Annotated in this window: 15 protein-coding genes; 5 read left to right on the top strand and 10 right to left on the bottom strand. The window is 71.7% G+C overall.

Going from position 1 to position 15,755, the window contains the following annotated elements; genetic code table 11:
- Positions 1–2 precede the first annotated feature (2 nt).
- From BN159_RS07080 to BN159_RS07100, 5 genes are all read right to left on the bottom strand, one after another.
- Complete coding sequence (locus BN159_RS07080) at positions 3–1,496, bottom strand: SDR family NAD(P)-dependent oxidoreductase (RefSeq protein WP_015656244.1); 1,494 nt, start codon at positions 1,494–1,496, stop codon at positions 3–5.
- Positions 1,497–1,601: 105 nt separating this feature from the next.
- The gene (locus BN159_RS07085) at positions 1,602–2,939 is read right to left on the bottom strand and encodes a wax ester/triacylglycerol synthase family O-acyltransferase (RefSeq protein WP_015656245.1); all 1,338 of its coding nucleotides are present in this window, start codon (positions 2,937–2,939) and stop codon (positions 1,602–1,604) included.
- Positions 2,940–3,109: 170 nt separating this feature from the next.
- Complete coding sequence (gene glgC, locus BN159_RS07090; protein WP_015656246.1) at positions 3,110–4,330, bottom strand: glucose-1-phosphate adenylyltransferase; 1,221 nt, start codon at positions 4,328–4,330, stop codon at positions 3,110–3,112.
- A gap of 51 nt (positions 4,331–4,381) precedes the next feature.
- A complete protein-coding gene (gene glgA / locus BN159_RS07095; RefSeq protein WP_015656247.1) occupies positions 4,382–5,533 on the bottom strand; it encodes a glycogen synthase in 1,152 nt (383 codons plus the stop codon).
- Positions 5,534–5,567: 34 nt separating this feature from the next.
- A complete protein-coding gene (locus BN159_RS07100) occupies positions 5,568–6,305 on the bottom strand; it encodes a (2Fe-2S)-binding protein (RefSeq protein WP_015656248.1) in 738 nt (245 codons plus the stop codon).
- Between the two features lie 198 nt (positions 6,306–6,503).
- On the opposite strand from BN159_RS07100, the gene BN159_RS07105 reads away from it, so the two are divergent.
- A complete protein-coding gene (locus tag BN159_RS07105; protein WP_015656249.1) occupies positions 6,504–7,595 on the top strand; it encodes a DMT family transporter in 1,092 nt (363 codons plus the stop codon).
- On the opposite strand, the gene BN159_RS07110 is transcribed toward BN159_RS07105, so the two are convergent.
- The gene (locus BN159_RS07110) at positions 7,585–8,736 is read right to left on the bottom strand and encodes a transglycosylase family protein (RefSeq protein WP_015656250.1); all 1,152 of its coding nucleotides are present in this window, start codon (positions 8,734–8,736) and stop codon (positions 7,585–7,587) included. The two genes, BN159_RS07105 and BN159_RS07110, sit on opposite strands and share 11 nt — an antisense overlap.
- Positions 8,737–9,014: 278 nt before the next feature.
- Here BN159_RS07110 and gndA point away from each other — a divergent pair, with 278 nt between their 5' ends.
- The gene (gene gndA / locus BN159_RS07115; RefSeq protein ID WP_015656251.1) at positions 9,015–10,454 is read left to right on the top strand and encodes an NADP-dependent phosphogluconate dehydrogenase; all 1,440 of its coding nucleotides are present in this window, start codon (positions 9,015–9,017) and stop codon (positions 10,452–10,454) included.
- Between the two features lie 323 nt (positions 10,455–10,777).
- Here gndA and BN159_RS07120 read toward each other — a convergent pair whose 3' ends face one another.
- Genes BN159_RS07120 through panD form a run of 3 tightly spaced genes read right to left on the bottom strand, consistent with a single transcriptional unit; the run spans position 10,778 to position 12,226 of the window.
- Positions 10,778–11,437 (bottom strand): aspartate/glutamate racemase family protein, encoded by a 660-nt coding sequence (locus BN159_RS07120; protein WP_015656253.1) that lies wholly within the window; start codon positions 11,435–11,437, stop codon positions 10,778–10,780.
- Entirely contained in the window at positions 11,437–11,781 is a 345-nt protein-coding gene (locus BN159_RS07125; protein ID WP_015656254.1) for a GNAT family N-acetyltransferase, read from the bottom strand. Before BN159_RS07125 ends, BN159_RS07120 begins: the two co-directional genes overlap by 1 nt.
- 25 nt (positions 11,782–11,806) lie before the next feature.
- Entirely contained in the window at positions 11,807–12,226 is a 420-nt protein-coding gene (gene panD, locus BN159_RS07130) for an aspartate 1-decarboxylase (RefSeq protein ID WP_015656255.1), read from the bottom strand.
- A gap of 285 nt (positions 12,227–12,511) precedes the next feature.
- On the opposite strand from panD, the gene BN159_RS07135 reads away from it, so the two are divergent.
- The 3 genes from BN159_RS07135 (at position 12,512) to BN159_RS07145 (ending at position 13,912) form a co-directional block, all read left to right on the top strand.
- Positions 12,512–12,778, top strand: coding sequence for a hypothetical protein (locus BN159_RS07135; RefSeq protein WP_015656256.1), 267 nt, complete (start codon positions 12,512–12,514; stop codon positions 12,776–12,778).
- Between the two features lie 150 nt (positions 12,779–12,928).
- On the top strand, positions 12,929–13,120 hold the full coding sequence (locus tag BN159_RS07140; protein ID WP_015656257.1) for a hypothetical protein: 192 nt from the start codon (positions 12,929–12,931) through the stop codon (positions 13,118–13,120).
- Between the two features lie 69 nt (positions 13,121–13,189).
- The gene (locus BN159_RS07145; protein WP_015656258.1) at positions 13,190–13,912 is read left to right on the top strand and encodes a helix-turn-helix transcriptional regulator; all 723 of its coding nucleotides are present in this window, start codon (positions 13,190–13,192) and stop codon (positions 13,910–13,912) included.
- 404 nt (positions 13,913–14,316) lie between these two features.
- Here BN159_RS07145 and cobT read toward each other — a convergent pair whose 3' ends face one another.
- On the bottom strand, positions 14,317–15,585 hold the full coding sequence (cobT, locus tag BN159_RS07150; RefSeq protein ID WP_456339969.1) for a nicotinate-nucleotide--dimethylbenzimidazole phosphoribosyltransferase: 1,269 nt from the start codon (positions 15,583–15,585) through the stop codon (positions 14,317–14,319).
- Positions 15,586–15,755: the final 170 nt, after the last annotated feature.

Here is a 15,755-nt window from a genome sequence, read left to right on the forward strand (position 1 = left end):
GTCTACCACTTGCCCGGCGCGTAGTCCTTCATGAAGACGCCGTACAGGTCCTCGCCCACTTCGCCGCGGACGATCGGGTCGTAGACGCGGGCCGCGCCGTCGACCAGGTCGAGGGGGGCGTGGAAGCCCTCCTCGGCGAGGCGGAGCTTGTCGTAGTGGGGGCGTTCGTCGGTGATCCAGCCGGTGTCCACCGAGGTCATGAGGATGCCGTCGGACTGGAACATCTCCTGGGCGCTGGTCCGGGTCACCATGTTCATCGCGGCCTTGGCGGCGTTGGTGTTCGGGTGCCCCGCGCCCTTGTAGCCGCGGCCGAACACGCCCTCCATGGCGGAGACGTTGACGACGTAGGCGCGGCCGGAGGACGCCTTGCGCGCCGCCTCCGCCATCACCGGGCGGAGCATGCTGATGAGGATGAACGGCGCCGTGTAGTTGCACAGCTGGGTTTCCAGCAGCTCCACCGGGGAGATCTGCTCGATGGTCTGCACCCAGGTGTTGGTGTCGACGACGTCGGGGACGAGGCCGCCCGCGTCGATGGCGGTGCCGTCGCGGTGCCGCTCCACGCTGGCGTTGCCGGCGACCAGCGCGAGGTCGGCCACCTTCTGCGCGTCCAGACCGGAGACACCGAGCGGCAGCGCGGTCAGTCCGTCGACCGCGCCGGAGTTGAAGGCGCCGATGACCTGGTGGGCGGGGAGTTCACCGGCGGGCAGCGGGGCGGACTCGCCCTCGACCAGCGCGCCGTACGCCGACGGCAGCCGCCGTACCGTCTGGGTCGCGTTGTTGATCAGGATGTCCAGCGGGCCCGCCTCGGTCATCCGGTCGGCGAGCGCGACGGCCTGGGCCGGGTCGCGCAGGTCGATGCCGACGACCTCCAGGCGGTGGATCCAGTCCGCGGAGTCGTCCATGGCCTTGAAGCGGCGGATGGCGTCCTTCGGGAACCGCGTGGTGATCGTGGTGTGCGCGCCGTCGCGCAGCAGCCGCAGCGCGATGTACATGCCGATCTTGGCGCGCCCGCCGGTGAGCAGGGCCCGCTTGCCGCTGAGGTCGGCGCGGACGTCCCGCTTGGCGCGGTTCAGGGCGGCGCATTCCGGACAGAGCTGGTGGTAGAAGTAGTCGACTTCCACGTACCGGGCCTTGCAGGTGTAGCAGGAGCGCGGGCGCTGGAGTATCCCCGCGATCTTCCCCGCCTCGGTGACCGACGACGGCAGGATGCCTTCCGTCTCGTCGTCGATGCGCTGGGCGGACCCGGTCGCCGTCGCCTCGGTGACCGCCTTGTCGTGGGCGGTCTTGGCGGCCCGGCGCTCCTGGCGGCGGCGCTGCTTGACCGTGCGGTAGATGCCCGCGGTGGCCCGGCGCACGGCGATCGCGTCGGGGTGGTCGACCTCCAGCTGGTCGAGCTCCGCCAGCACACCGAGGCACACGGCCAGCCGCTCGGGGTCGATGCCGGGGCCGTGGACGACCTCTTCCGTGGTCGCCGTGCCTTCCTCTGTCACCGTCATCGCCGCTGCCGTTTCCCTGCTCACCCGTGCGGCCTGAGGACCGCGCCACCTTTCGAACGGGGAATTCTACGGAGCGCCGGGCGTAAGGGCCAAAATGCGGTCAGGTCAAGGGTCGCAGGCGGTGATCAGCGTCTCCACCTCGGCGGAGAACGCCGCGGCGAGCCGGTCGAGGTCCGGTACCGCCTCCGCATCGGCCACCAGGCCGTAGTGGACGGCGCCGCGGTAGGTCGAGACCGCGACCGCCAGGGACTGGCCGCGGGCCAGGGGCGCGTAGGGGAAGACCGCGGTGACCGGGTTGCCGCCGAGCTTCAGGCCGAGGCTGGGCAGCGGGACGCTGGTGACCAGGATGTCGAACCAGAGCCGGGCCGCCTGGCTGACGAGCGGGCCACCGAGGCGGTGGCCGAGCGCCGGGACATGGTCGGCGAGCAGGGCGACGGCGCCCGCCCCGCGGCCCGGGCCCGCGTCCTTGTTGCGGTCCATGGCCGCGCGGACGGTGCCCAGGCGGCGCACCGGGTCGGGGTCGTCGACGGGCAGCCGCATGAGGTACCCGGAGAGCCGGTTGCCCTGCGGGTGCGCGGTGCGCGGGCGGCGCTTGGACACGGGGATGAGGGCGCGCGGCGCGACGCCCTCGCTGCCGTCCCCGCGCTCGTCGAGCCAGCGCCGCAGCGCGCCGGCGACAACCGCGATCAGTACGTCGTTGACGGTGCCGCCGACGGCCTTGCGCACCCGGTGCACATCGTCGAGGTCGATGACGACTCCGGCGGTGCGCCGGGTGCCGCTGCCCTCGGAGGTGAGCGCCGCGGTGGTGCGCGCGCCCAGGGTCGATACGGCGACGGAGGCGCCGATGTCGAGGGCGCGGCCCACGTCGGACAGGGCGCCGCGGACCAGGCCGGGCAGCTTGCGCACGTCCGGCAGCAGCCCGCGCGCGGGCTCGGCCGGGCGGGGCCGGGGCTCGGGCAGGTCCATCGGGTCGAGGACGGCCGCGGCGAGGGTCAGCGCGCGCAGCCCGTCGGCCAGGGCGTGGTGGAACTTGAACAGCACCGCGAAGGACACCCCGTCCGCGCCGGGCAGCACATGCGCCTCCCAGGGCGGCCGGCCGCGCTCCAGCGGTCGCTCCATGAGGCGTCCGGCGACCGTCTGGAAGTCGTCGGTCGGGGCGTGCAGCCGTACGTGGTCGAGCGGGTCGAAGTCCGCGGCGGGTTCCCGGGTGGCGCCGCCGAAGGCGAACGGCTGCCGGAAGCCGAGGGGCTGCCAGACGTCCCGGATGCGCATCCGCAGTCCGGGGACCGCCGCGGCGCGGGCCGCGAGCAGGTCGGCGGCGTGGGCCCCGGCCGTGGGCGAGTGCGCGGAGAAGACCCCGAGGGCACCGAGGTGCATCGGGTGCCGCTCGGACTCGATGTTCCAGAACGCCAGGTCGAGGGGGGCCAGCAGGTCAGATGTCAAGGGCTTGCCTCGCGTCGACGACGGGTGGGCAAGCAGTCAATCGCCCCAGAGCGATTACGGTCAAGTACGATCAAGCTACGCACAGTTAACAGCAGATTAAGTCCAACCCCTTGGGTGCATCCCCCGCCTCTTCCGTCACAGAAGCAACAGGGATCACACCGAGCGCGAGGTCAGGACACCTGCTGCCCCTTCCCCAAGGCGATGACCCCGCCCTTGGAGACCGTGTACAGCTCGGTGTCCCGCTCCGGGTTGACGCCGATCGTCGCGCCCGGCGGCACTTCCACGTTCTTGTCCAGCACCGCCCCGCGCACGACCGCGCCCCGGCCTATGCGCACGTTGTCGTGCAGCACCGAGCCCTGGACCACCGCCCCGGGGTCGACCACCACCCCCGGCGAGAGCACGGACCGGGTGACCTGGCCGCGGATCAGACAGCCCGCGCTGATGATCGACTCCCCCGCGATGCCGCCCGCGCTGAACCGGGCCGGGGAGAGCTGGCCGGAGTGGGTGTAGATCGGCCACTGCCGGTTGTAGAGGTTGAAGGCGGGCCGCTCGGCGATCAGGTCCATGTGGGCGTCGTAGTACGCGTCCAGGGTGCCGACGTCCCGCCAGTACCCCCGGTCCCGGGTCGTCTCGCCGGGCACGTGGTTGGCGCTGAAGTCGTACAGCTGGGCCTCGCCCCGGTCGGTGAGCTGGGGCAGGATCGAGCCGCCCATGTCGTGCACGGAGGAGTCGTCCTCGGCGTCCCGCTGGAGCGCCTCGACGAGGGCCTTGGTGGTGAAGATGTAGTTGCCCATCGAGGCGAACACGGACTCGGGGTCGTCCGCGAGACCCGGCGGGTCGGCGGGCTTCTCCAGGAACCGCTCCACCGTCTGCCCGTCGGAGCCGGGGCTGATCACCCCGAAGGAGGAGGACTCGGTGCGCGGGACGCGGATCCCGGCCACGGTCACCCCCGCGCCGGACTCGATGTGCTGGGCGAGCATCTGCCGCGGGTCCATGCGGTACACGTGATCGGCGCCGAACACGGCGACGTACTCGGGGCGTTCGTCGTGGATCAGGTTCAGGGACTGGAGGATCGCGTCCGCGCTGCCCAGGTACCAGCGCGGGCCGAGGCGCTGCTGGGCCGGGACCGGGGTGACGTAGTTGCCGAGCAGGCTGGACATCCGCCAGGTGGTGGTGATGTGGCGGTCCAGCGAGTGCGACTTGTACTGCGTGAGCACGCAGATGCGCAGGATGTCGCCGTTGACGAGGTTGGACAGGACGAAGTCGACAAGGCGGTAGGTGCCGCCGAAGGTGACCGCTGGTTTCGCGCGGTCCGTGGTCAGGGGCATCAGGCGTTTGCCTTCTCCGCCCGCCAGCACGATTCCGAGCACCGAAGGTCCGCCACGACGCATGGCCGCTCCCCTCACCGTGGTTGATCCATGCCTGCCCCCGCGCACGGCCCGCTACGCCTGTTCGAGGATCTCCTCGTAGAGGCGAGCCGTGCGCCGCGCCACCGCGTCCCAGCCGAACTCCCCCACCGCGCGCTCCCGTCCGGCCTCACCCATCGAACGGGCGCCCTCCGGATCACCGAGGACGGAGTCCAGGGCCCGCGCGAGGGCGCCCTCGAAGTCGTCGTCCACCGGCACCAGAAGCCCCGTCTTGCCGTCCTCGACGACCTCGGGGATCCCGCCGACCTGGGAGGCCACGACGGGAGTTCCGCAGGCCATCGCCTCCAGGTTGACGATGCCGAGCGGTTCGTACACCGAGGGGCAGACGAACACGGCGGCATGCGTGAGGAGTTGGATCACCTCGGGCCGCGGCAGCATCTGCGGGATCCAGTGCACACCCGCGCGGACCCGGCTCAGCTCCTCGTACAGCTCGCGGAACTCGCGGTCGATCTCCGGGGTGTCCGGGGCTCCGGCGCACAGCACGACCTGGGCGGCCGGGTCGATGTCCCGTACCGCGCGCAGCAGATGGGGCACGCCCTTCTGGCGGGTGATCCGGCCGACGAACAGCACGTACGGGCGGCTCCGGTCCAGGCCGATCCGGTCCAGGACGTCGGTGCCGTGATCAGGGCGGTACAGGCCGGTGTCGATGCCGTTGTGCACCACTCGCACACGCGCCGGGTCGAGACCCGGGTAGCAGGCCAGGATGTCCTCGCGCATGGCACCCGACACGGCGATCACCGCGTCCGCGGCCTCGATCGCGGTGCGCTCGGCCCAGCTGGACAGGGCGTATCCGCCGCCGAGTTGCTCGGCCTTCCAGGGGCGCAGCGGCTCCAGGGAGTGCGCGGTCATCACATGCGGGATGCCGTACAGCAGCTTGCCCAGGTGGCCGCCGAGATTGGCGTACCAGGTGTGGGAGTGGACGACTTCGCTGCCCTCCAGGGCGGCGGCCATCGCGAGGTCGACGGAGAAGGTGCGCAGCGCGTCGTTGGCGGTGTCGAGCGCGGTCCAGGGTCGGTGGCGCAGCACGCCCTCGGCGCGGCCCTCGCCCCAGCAGTGCACCTCCAGGTCGACCAGGGGCCTCAACTCCCGGGCGAGGAACTCCACATGCACACCAGCGCCGCCGTACACATCCGGCGGGTACTCCCGGGTCAGCAGTCCCACTCGCACCCGCAACCCCCTGTCTCGGCCGGTTCCCTCATGGTCACCCAGATGCGGCGCGCGGGGAAGAGCCAGGAGGCCGTGTGAAGCAGCAGTCGCCGCACACACCGCCACCCGGCACCCGGTAATAGAGGCAGCAACTGCGCCGCCGCCCGCTCGCGTCGAGGGTGCCCGCCAGGAGGGGGTGAGCGAGGAGCGCTGCGGTCAGCGCCCGGATGCGTACGACGTCCTCGGCCCGGCCCTGTGCCCGGGCCCACCGCTCCAGCTGCCGGGCGGCCCCGGCGAGCGCGGATCCGGCGTTGCCCCACAGCAACCCCTCGGCGACCCGGTAGCGCTCGTGCACCAGTGCCGTCAGCGGTTCCAGGTGACCGTGCAGTACGGCGTCCACCGGGTCCGCGGCCGAGGGGCGCACCTCGGTCAGCCACAGGTCGTCCGGGGCGCTGCCGTCAGGGTCCCAGCGCAGCAGATCAGGGTTGAGGTCGGGGAGAGCGCCGTAGAGCGTCGCGCAGCCGAGCGCCACCGACCAGAGCCGGGCGGCGAGGCCCTGCTGGGCCACCGAGGCGGCGATCCGCAACTCGGGGGCGTGCAGGGATTCGGCCACCTTCCGGACGCGGAAAGTCATAGAATTTTCGTAAACGTCCGACGATGCGCCCTCATAGATCTCGGCCAGGGTGGGCAGGGATCTCCCCGGTACTCCGGAGGCGCGTAGGACGAAGAAGCCGCCGAGAGGGCGGAGGGCGATGAGTTCGGGGTCGAGGTCCACGAAGAGCAGTAGTACCAAGGCCGGTCGTACGGGCCTCGGGGAGTGCCACCCACCCTGGGGAGGACGGAGGGCGATTTGTACTCCATCGGCAGTAGGAGGCATTGCCTGCTCAGGTACGACGACGGGAAGAACTTTTAGGGGCATCGTGTTGGCTATGGAAGCCGACCGTTCGCCGCGCGGGACCAAGAGCCCCCGCCTCACGCAGAGGAGCAGCTCATGAGCGCCCTCGCGTTGTCCGTGCTGCTGTCGCTCGTCTCCGCCGTCGCCTACGCGGGCGGAGCGATCGTGCAGGAGCACGTCGCGGTGTCCACGACCGGACAGCAGCAGTACGCACCGCTGCGCCGGCCGACCTGGTGGGCCGCGGTGGCGCTCAACGGCCTCGGCGGTCTGCTGCACGTGGTGGCCCTCGCCTTCGGACCGCTGAGCCTGGTCCAGCCGCTGGGCGCCCTCACCATCGTCTTCGCGCTGCCCATGGCGGCCCTCTTCGTCGGCCGCAAGGCCGGGTCGACCGCCTGGCGCGGCGCCATCATGGCGACCGTCGGTCTGGCCGGTCTGCTCTCCCTGGTCGGCGCCTCCGAGTCGCAGTCCCTCGACACCGCCCAGCGCACCGGCGTGGCCCTGGTCACCGCGGGCGCCGTGGTGACCCTGATGATCGCGGGCCGGGCGGCCCACCGGCACCCGGTCGTGCGCAGCGTGCTGCTGGCGACCGCGTCGGGTATCGCCTTCGGTATGTCCTCGGTGTTCACGAAGATCGTCGCGGTCGACTGGAACGGCGGGGTGACGGCGGGCGACCTGCCGTCGCTGGCCACCATCGGCGTGTTCGCCACGGCCGGACTGCTGCTGTCGCAGGCCGCATACCGCGGCGCGGGACTCGCCGCCCCGCTGGCGGTGCTGACCGTCGTGAACCCGGTGATCGCGGCCGCGGTCGGCATCACGATGTTCGGCGAAACCTTCCGCTACGGCACGACCGGCACCGCGCTCGCGCTGAGCTGTGGCGTGGTCGCGGCGGGCGGTCTGATCCTGCTGACGACGGAGCGCATCGAACGCACCCAGCCTCGCACCCAGCCGAAGCCGGGACTCCCCGCGGTGCCGGCCCCGGCCGCGGAACTGGCCCCGGCCGAGGAGCTGCGGATCGTGCTCCCGGAGCAGCCGAGCACCCGGATTCCGGCCCCTGCCCCTGCCCCTGCCCCGCAGGACCCGGCACTGACCCCGAGCAGCTCCTCCCCGCACCTGTACGGCCCGTTCTACGGCGGACCGTACGTCCCGATGCCGGTGCTTGACCGGCATCGGACCCGCATCAAATCCTGACGCCGCCTGCCCTCAGGTAGGCCACCGGGTCGATGTCCGACCCGAAACCGGGCCCGGTCCGCACCTCGAAGTGCAGATGCGGGCCCGTGCTGTTGCCCGTGGAACCGGAGCGGCCGATCCGCTGGCCCGCGCCGACCTGCTGGCCGCTCTTCACGGAGATCGCCGACAGATGGGCGTACTGGGAGTAGCGGCCGTCCGCGTGCCGGATCACCACCTCGTAGCCGAAGGAGCCCTCCCAGCCCGCGTTCACCACCGTGCCCTGGGCCACCGAGAGCACGGAGGTGCCGGTGGCGACCGGGAAGTCGACGCCGGTGTGGTAACCCTGCGACCAGGAGGAACCCGCCTTGTGGTACGGCGTGCCGGTGGGCGCGCTGACCGGGGAGACCATGGTCCTGGTCTTGTTCGAGGACTGCTTCTCGGGCTTCTTCTTCTCCGGAGTGGACCTCTTCTCCGGAGGGGACTTCTTCTCGGAAGTGGCCCGTTCCTGCTTCGACTTGGCGGCCGTCGAGGTCGTCTTCGTGGCGGACTTGCCTCCGAGAGCCAGCCGCTGCCCGGGCAGGATCAGGTCCGGATCCGCCCCGACGGTCTGCCGGTTGGCGTCGTACAGCCGCTGCCAGCCGCCCCGTACGTCCTGCTCGTCGGCGATCGTGGACAGCGTGTCACCGCGCACCACCGTGTACATCTCGGCCTTGCCGGCCCGGGACTGCGGAGTGGTCTGCGGCCGCACGTCGGGGACGGACGTCTTCAGCTCGGGGGTGTCGCCGCCCCGGGTGAGCCCGGCTTGCACCGAACAGACCGGCCAGGCGCCGGGACCCTGCCCGTCGAGGACCTTCTCGGCGATGGCGATCTGCTGGTCCTTGGTGGCGAGGTCGGCGCGCGGCGCGTACCGGGTGCCGCCGTACGCCTCCCACGTGGACTGGGCGAACTGGAGCCCGCCGTAGTAGCCGTTGCCGGTGTTGATGTTCCAGTCGTTGGTCGACTCGCACGCGGCGACCTTGTCCCAGGTCTCCACGTCCGCCGCCTGCGCGGTACCGGTGCCGATGAGCGGGATCGCCATCCCGGCACCGCCCGCGGTGACGGTGAGCGAGGCGCGGTTGATCCTTTTCGGCTGATACCGGCGGTGCCGGCCGCGTACGGCCATATCGGTGCCCCCTCGACATGCGTCAGGAGGGCCAAAAGTAAGCGTCCGTAACAGGCCATGACAAGACGGCAATCGGTCGTGCTGTGGCTCAAGATGCAGGGCTGGACAGCTGGTTGAGACTCGCCTGAGGCAGCAGGGGCCTGTCCTGCGTATCTGCTTGCGGAACACTGAACAACCCGGAAGTGCGGTCGGCGTACCGGCACGTCAAGATGGTCACTGCGGCAATACTGGCGGGCACGACGGCACCACCGATACCGGATTCCTTAGGAGCCAACCGTATGAGCACTACAGCCCAGATCGGCGTCACGGGACTGGCGGTCATGGGCCGCAATCTCGCCCGCAACTTCGCCCGCAACGGCTACACGGTCGCGGTGCACAACCGGACGTCGGCGCGTACGCACGCGCTGGTGGCGGAGTTCGGTGACGAGGGCGAGTTCATCGCGGCCGAGACCGCCAAGGACTTCGTGGCGGCGCTGGAGCGGCCCCGCCGCCTTGTCGTCATGGTGAAGGCGGGCGAGCCCACCGACGCGGTGATCCAGGAGTTCGCCCCGCTGCTGGAACCGGGCGACATGATCATCGACGGCGGCAACGCGCACTTCGCCGACACCCGGCGCCGCGAGCGCGAACTGCGCGAGCAGGGCATCCACTTCGTCGGCATGGGCGTCTCCGGCGGCGAGGAGGGCGCGCTGAACGGGCCGAGCATCATGCCCGGCGGCCCGAAGGAGTCCTACGACTCGCTCGGCCCGATGCTGGAGAAGATCTCGGCGAAGGCGGCGGACGGGGCGCCCTGTGTGACCCATGTCGGTCCGGACGGCGCCGGGCATTTCGTGAAGATGGTGCACAACGGCATCGAGTACGCCGACATGCAGCTGATCGGTGAGGCGTACCAGTTGCTGCGCGAGGTCGCGGGCTACTCCCCCGCGCGGATCGCGGAGATCTTCCGGACCTGGAACACCGGGCGTCTCGACTCCTACCTGATCGAGATCACCGCCGAGGTGCTGGCGCATGTGGACGCGGCGACCGGGAAGCCGTTCGTGGACGTGGTGGTGGACCAGGCGGAGCAGAAGGGCACGGGGCGGTGGACCGTGCAGATCGCCCTGGACCTCGGGGTGCCGGTGTCCGGCATCGCGGAGGCGGTCTTCGCGCGGTCCCTTTCCGGACACGCGGACCTGCGCGCGGCCTCGCGGGGCCTGGCCGGCCCCAAGGCTTCCCCGCTGAGCGAGTCGGAGGCGGCCGCGTTCGCCGACCGGGTCGAGCAGGCGCTGTACGCCTCGAAGATCGTCTCCTACACGCAGGGCTTCCACGAGATCGACGCGGCGCGGGCCGAGTACGACTGGGACATCGACCTCGGCGCGGTCTCCGCGATCTGGCGGGGCGGGTGCATCATCCGGGCGGCGTTCCTGGACCGGATTCGCGCGGCGTACGACGCGCGGGCGGATCTGCCGAGCCTGCTCGCGGACGATGCCTTTGCCCGTGAGATCGCTTCCGCGCAGGACGACTGGCGTGAGGTTCTCGTGGCGGCGACGCGGCAGGGTGTGCCTACGCCCGGCTTCTCCGCGGCCCTCGCGTACTACGACGCGCTGCGTGCCGCGCGGTTGCCTGCGGCGCTTACGCAGGGGCAGCGGGACTTCTTTGGGGCGCACACGTATCGGAGGGTGGACCGGGAAGGGTCGTTCCACACGTTGTGGGGTGCAGACCGGTCCGAGGTGTCTGCGTAGTTGGGCTGGTGCGGGTGCGTGGGGGGCTGGTCGCGCAGTTCCCCGCGCCCCTAGGTGTGCTGTCCTTCTCCTCGCTTGAACGGAACCCTTCCTTCTTTTACGACAGCGGCGGGCCGGGTTCTGGGTTCGGTACCGGCTCCGGGCCCGGGGGGATCGGGGACGGGTTCGGGTCCGGGACCGGTTGGGGGCCCGGAGGTGGTGGCGGGGGTGTGGGCGCCGGGGGTGGTTCGGGGGTCGGGCCCGGGGTGGGGTCGGGGTGGACCGGGTCCGGGTACGGGTTGGTCATCTCGTCCTCCAGCCTGAAATGAACGGCTCTCTTTGGACTACTGCCCCGCGTACCCCGACTCGGCCGCTCCGTCACCCGCGTGGGCCCCGGCCGCGAGGCCGAGACGCGGGCTGGACAGAACCGGAACCGCCGTCGTCGCCAGGTGCTGGGCCGGGGCCATCGAGGCCTGGGCCAGGACGATCACGTCGGCATCGGTGACCTGGTCGACCGCGGTGGCGATCCGCCGTACGTACGCCTCCGTGTCGCCCGCCTCGAAGCTCGCCCAGGCGCCCTCGACGAGGCGGGTGCTCACGTCGGCCGGGCGTCCGGCGCGCTCGGCCTCCTGCTCGATCAGCTCCGCCGTGGGGCCGAGCGTGCTCTCCAGGGCGGCGAGGACGACGATCCGGGGGCCGGTGGCGACCGCGGCCGCCGCCATCGGGCGGTCGACGCGCAGCACCGGCACGCCGATGTCGGCCGCCTCGGCCACGGCGCCGATGGTGGAGCAGGTGCACAGCACGGCACGCGCTCCCTCGGCGACGGCGCGGTGCATGGCCGCCAACACCTCGCCCGCCACGGCGTCGGGGCCTGCCTCCCTCGCCCGCTTCAGAAGCCGCTCCTCGACGAGGTGCCGTAGCTCGAGGCCCGGGTGGTGCTCGTCGCGGAGGGCGTCGAAGACGGGGACGTGGACGGGTGAGGTGTGCAGGAGTGCGAGCGGCATCAGAAGCGGCCGGGGTGGGCCGCCAGCCACTCCTTGGCCGCGCGCAGCAGTGCAGGGTCGGCGGCGGGGGCCTCGTCGGGGTGTCGCTCGGCCCATTTGGTGACGTACGGGCACAGGGGGGCGACGACGGTCCCCTCGCGCTCGGCGATGGCGTAGAGCTCACGGGCGAGGGAGCCTGCAATGCCCTTTCCCTCGTGGGCGGGCTCGACGATGGTGTGGACGGGGACCAGGGCCTGCGCGGGGCTGTCGAGCACGAAGTACTCGATGTGACCGACGACTTCGTCGCCGCTGAACGCCTCCAGGCGGCCGGCCGCCCGGTCGTCGCGGATCTCGATCTCGCTCATGGGCACGCTCCTGGTCCTCGGTCCGTCAGGCGGATACGGCCTGCGGGCTGCGCTCCTGGTCCGAGCCCGGCACTGGCTCGGAGGGGTCGGCGCCGAGGGCGACGATGCGGTTGTCGCGGTCCACGTGCACGACCCGCGGCTTCAGCGCGCGTGCCTCGGCGTCGGTGACCTGAGCGTAACTGATGATGATCACCAGGTCTGCGGGGTGGACGAGATGGGCGGCGGCACCGTTGATCCCGATCACCCCCGAGCCGCGCTCGCCCTCGATGACGTACGTCTCCAGCCGGGCCCCGTTGGTGATGTCGACGATGTGCACCAGCTCGCCGGGCAGCAGATCGGCGGCGTCGAGCAGGTCCGCGTCGATGGTCACCGATCCCACGTAGTGCAGGTCGGCCTGGGTGACGGTGGCACGGTGGATCTTGGACTTGAACATGGTGCGAAGCATCGCGGTACTCCAGAATCTCGGCTCCCTGCCTGCGCGGTTGCAGGTCAAGGGCTGTTCTCAGACCTCGCGGCCGTAAGTGGCCGACGCCAGCCTACGCAACCGGCCTCGAAGAGGTTCGTGACCATCGCCACAACCTTGCCCAGGCTTCGCCACGGCCTTGCCATGCCTCGCAGTCTAGACGAGGACCTGCATTAAATAACAACTTTGGTTGGTACTACTCTTCCGGCAAGACGGGACGCCACTCCATTCGGCGTCCGTTGTTGAGGCGCCCTTCAGCTCTACAAGGTGGTCGAGAGCGGCTACGCCGACGCCCGCAGCCTCGGTTACCTCCAGGGCGACACGAATGTGTTCCTGGAGTGGCTGCGGCTGCCCGGAGACATGGTCTTCCTGGTCGGCGGTGTCCTGCCGCTGCTGTGGCAGTGCTGGCTGGGCGTACGCCACCGCCGCGGCCTGACCAGGCGGCCCGAGGACGCCGAACAGAACCTGCTGTTCACGGAGGTGGGACCCGACCCGGTCCCCGAGCCGCCGGCCGCCGAGGCGGTGGCCCCGTGAGCGGGGAGACACTGCTCTCCGCCGGGTATGTGACGGTGCTCCTGCTGGTCGTGATCGGTCTCGACATCTACGGCCGGCAGAGCACCGGCGCCTGGGAGTCCCGTATCTTCGCCGGATACCACCGGTCGGTCCAGGAGACCTCGGACGGAGGTGCACCAATTCCACCGGGCCGTCTCGCTGTTCGTCTCCGTGGTCGCGATCGTGCTGGCAACGGCGGAGGCGATACGCCACCACGCACCGGCAGAGGTCGCGCTCCTCGTGGCGGTGTCCGCGCCGCACGGCGTACTCATCGCCCTGCTGGGCCGTCGGCTGCGGCAGGCGAAGGTCACGCCGCCGGAGTGAGCACGCACGCACCGAGGGGTTAGAAACGAGCCCTCCTGTTTCTAACCCCTTCGCCTGTATCATCCCCGTATGACCCCACGACGACAGCTCACCGACCCCGGCACCGGTGCTCCGGCCCAGCGGGGACGGCGCGCCGCCATCCTTCAGGTGCTGCGCGACACGGACAGCCCGGTGAGCGTGGCCGACGTGGCCGAGCGCGTCGGCGTCCACCTCAACACGGCCCGCTTCCACCTGGACGCGCTGGTCGCCGACGGCACCGCGGCCCGGAGCACCGTGCCGCGGAGCGAGCCGGGGCGGCCGAAGGTGGTCTACTCGGCCGTCGCCGTCGACGGACCGGACGGCTCCCGCAGTTTCCGCCTGCTCTCCGACATCCTGCTCGGGGTCGTCGCCGACTCGGTTTCGGATCCGGTGGCCGCCGCCACCCGGGCCGGGCACTCCTGGGGCACCTACCTCGCCGACGCACCCGCCCCGACCGAGCGCATCAGCGCGGAGGAGGGGGAACGTCAACTGGTGGCGGTTCTGGAGGACATGGGCTTCGTCACGGAGGCGGAGGAGGGTGAAACCGGCACGACGACTGCGCAGGGCGAGCTCGCCGAGCGGCGGCTGAACCTGCACCACTGCCCGTTCCGCGAAGTCGCCGAGCGCCGTCCGGACATCGTCTGCGCGATCCACCTGGGCCTGATGCAGGGCACGGTCGAGACGCTGCGGGCCCCGCTCGCCGCGACGAGCCTCCAGCCCTTCGTCACCCCGCACCTGTGCGTGGCGACCCTGCGGCGCACCGGCGCGGCCTGAGCACCACCGCGCCCGCCATGCCCTGAGGCGACCGGGGTACCCCGCCCGCCAGTCTGTAGCGGGGATGCCGGGCGCCGGGACGTGGCGGACGGTGGCCATCCGGTATGACGGTGGGACGACCGGATGGTGACCGGGCCGGGGGCACGCCGCGCCCGCCGTGGTTCGTGAACGCACGAGGTCCAGGTGCTCGGCGGGTCGTGACTGTCCGTGTCGCTCCCGGCCGGTCGTAGATCATCATCGCCGTACCGCCGTACCCGCCACCTGGGCCGAACGGTCCCCCGGAAGCGGCCTCCCGGTCCTCACCCGGCCCGCCGAACAGGGCCCAACGGCCGTACGGGAAGGGGCAGGTCGGCCCACTCGGGGCGGCGGCGCACACGTCCAGTGCACGCCGCCGGCCTGATGGTTCAGAGTTGCTGGTCCGACACCCCCGCCGAGTCGAAGGTGGCCATGTCGCGCAGGGTGCGCGCCGCCGCCTGGACGAGCGGCAGCGCCAGCAGGGCGCCCGTGCCCTCGCCGAGCCGTAGCTCCAGGTCGACCAGGGGGCGTAGTCCGAGCTGCCGGAGGGCGACGGTGTGGCCGGGTTCGACCGAGCGGTGTCCGGCCACGCAGGCGGAGACGGCCTCGGGCGACAACGCGGCGGCGACCAGGGCCGCCGACGAGGCGATCACCCCGTCCAGGATCACCGGCACCCGGCGGGCCGCGGCGCCCAGCACGAACCCGGCGATCGCCGCGTGCTCCAGGCCGCCGATCGCCGCCACCACGCCGACCGGGTCCTGCGGGTCGGGCCGGTTGACGTCGAGTGCCGTGCGCACCACGTCCACCTTGTGCCGTCGCGTCGCGTCGTCGACTCCCGCTCCGTGCCCGGTGACCTCGTTCGGGTCAGTGCCGGTGAACACGGCGATCAGGGCCGCGGACGCGGTGGTGTTGGCGATGCCCATGTCGCCGGTGAGCAGACAGCGGCTGCCGTCGTCGACGAGTTCTCCGGCGACCCGGATCCCGGCCTCGACGGCGCGCAGAGCCTCCTCCCGGCTCATGGCCGGGCCGCGCGTCATGTCGGCAGTTCCGTTGCGGACCCGGTGGCGCTTCAACCGGCCCGGGGCGGCATCCGCGTCGGGCACCGGAGCCGCGACGCCCACGTCCACCACGACCACCCTGGCTCGGGCCTGGGCGGCCAGGGCGTTCACGGCGGCTCCGGAGGCGAGGAAGTTGGCGACCATCTGCGCCGTCACCTCCTGCGGCCAGGCGCTGACGCCTTGGGCGTGGACGCCGTGATCGGCGGCGAAGACGGCCACCGCGGCGGGTTCCGGCAGCGGCGGCGGGCAGGTTCCCGACAGGGCCGCGAGCCGGACCGAGATGTCTTCCAACAGGCCCAGCGAGCCGGGCGGCTTGGTCAGGTTGTTCTGGCGGTCACGGGCCGCCGCCGCGGCGCCGGAGTCGGCGGGCGCGATGGCTGCCAGGGTGCGTTCCAGCAGCGCGCCGACGGCGGGGTCGGCAGCAGGTCGAGAGGGGGAATCGGAGCCGTACGAGGGCACCACGAAGGGAGTCCTTCCGCTGTCGGCGGTTCTCCACGCCGCCGTGAACAGGCCGCGCCCGGGCGGGAAGTGCCTGGCTGCGGGACGGCCGGAATGTCCTGGCTCCCGGCTCTCGGCGCCCCGCTCGTACAGCACGGGCACCGGCGCCGTCTCCCGGCCTTCCCAGCGGCCGGCTCGCGCCGACTGCCAGTGGCCATCAGTGGGAGGCAGCTCCCCGGTCACAGTGGCGGGCCCGCCCCGGACTTGGGCCCATGGGCCCGCACCGGAGTTCCTCCGCACCGTCACGGGCATCCTGCCATGCCGGGTTCGGA

Source organism: Streptomyces davaonensis JCM 4913 (assembly GCF_000349325.1).
Lineage (GTDB): Bacteria > Actinomycetota > Actinomycetes > Streptomycetales > Streptomycetaceae > Streptomyces > Streptomyces davaonensis.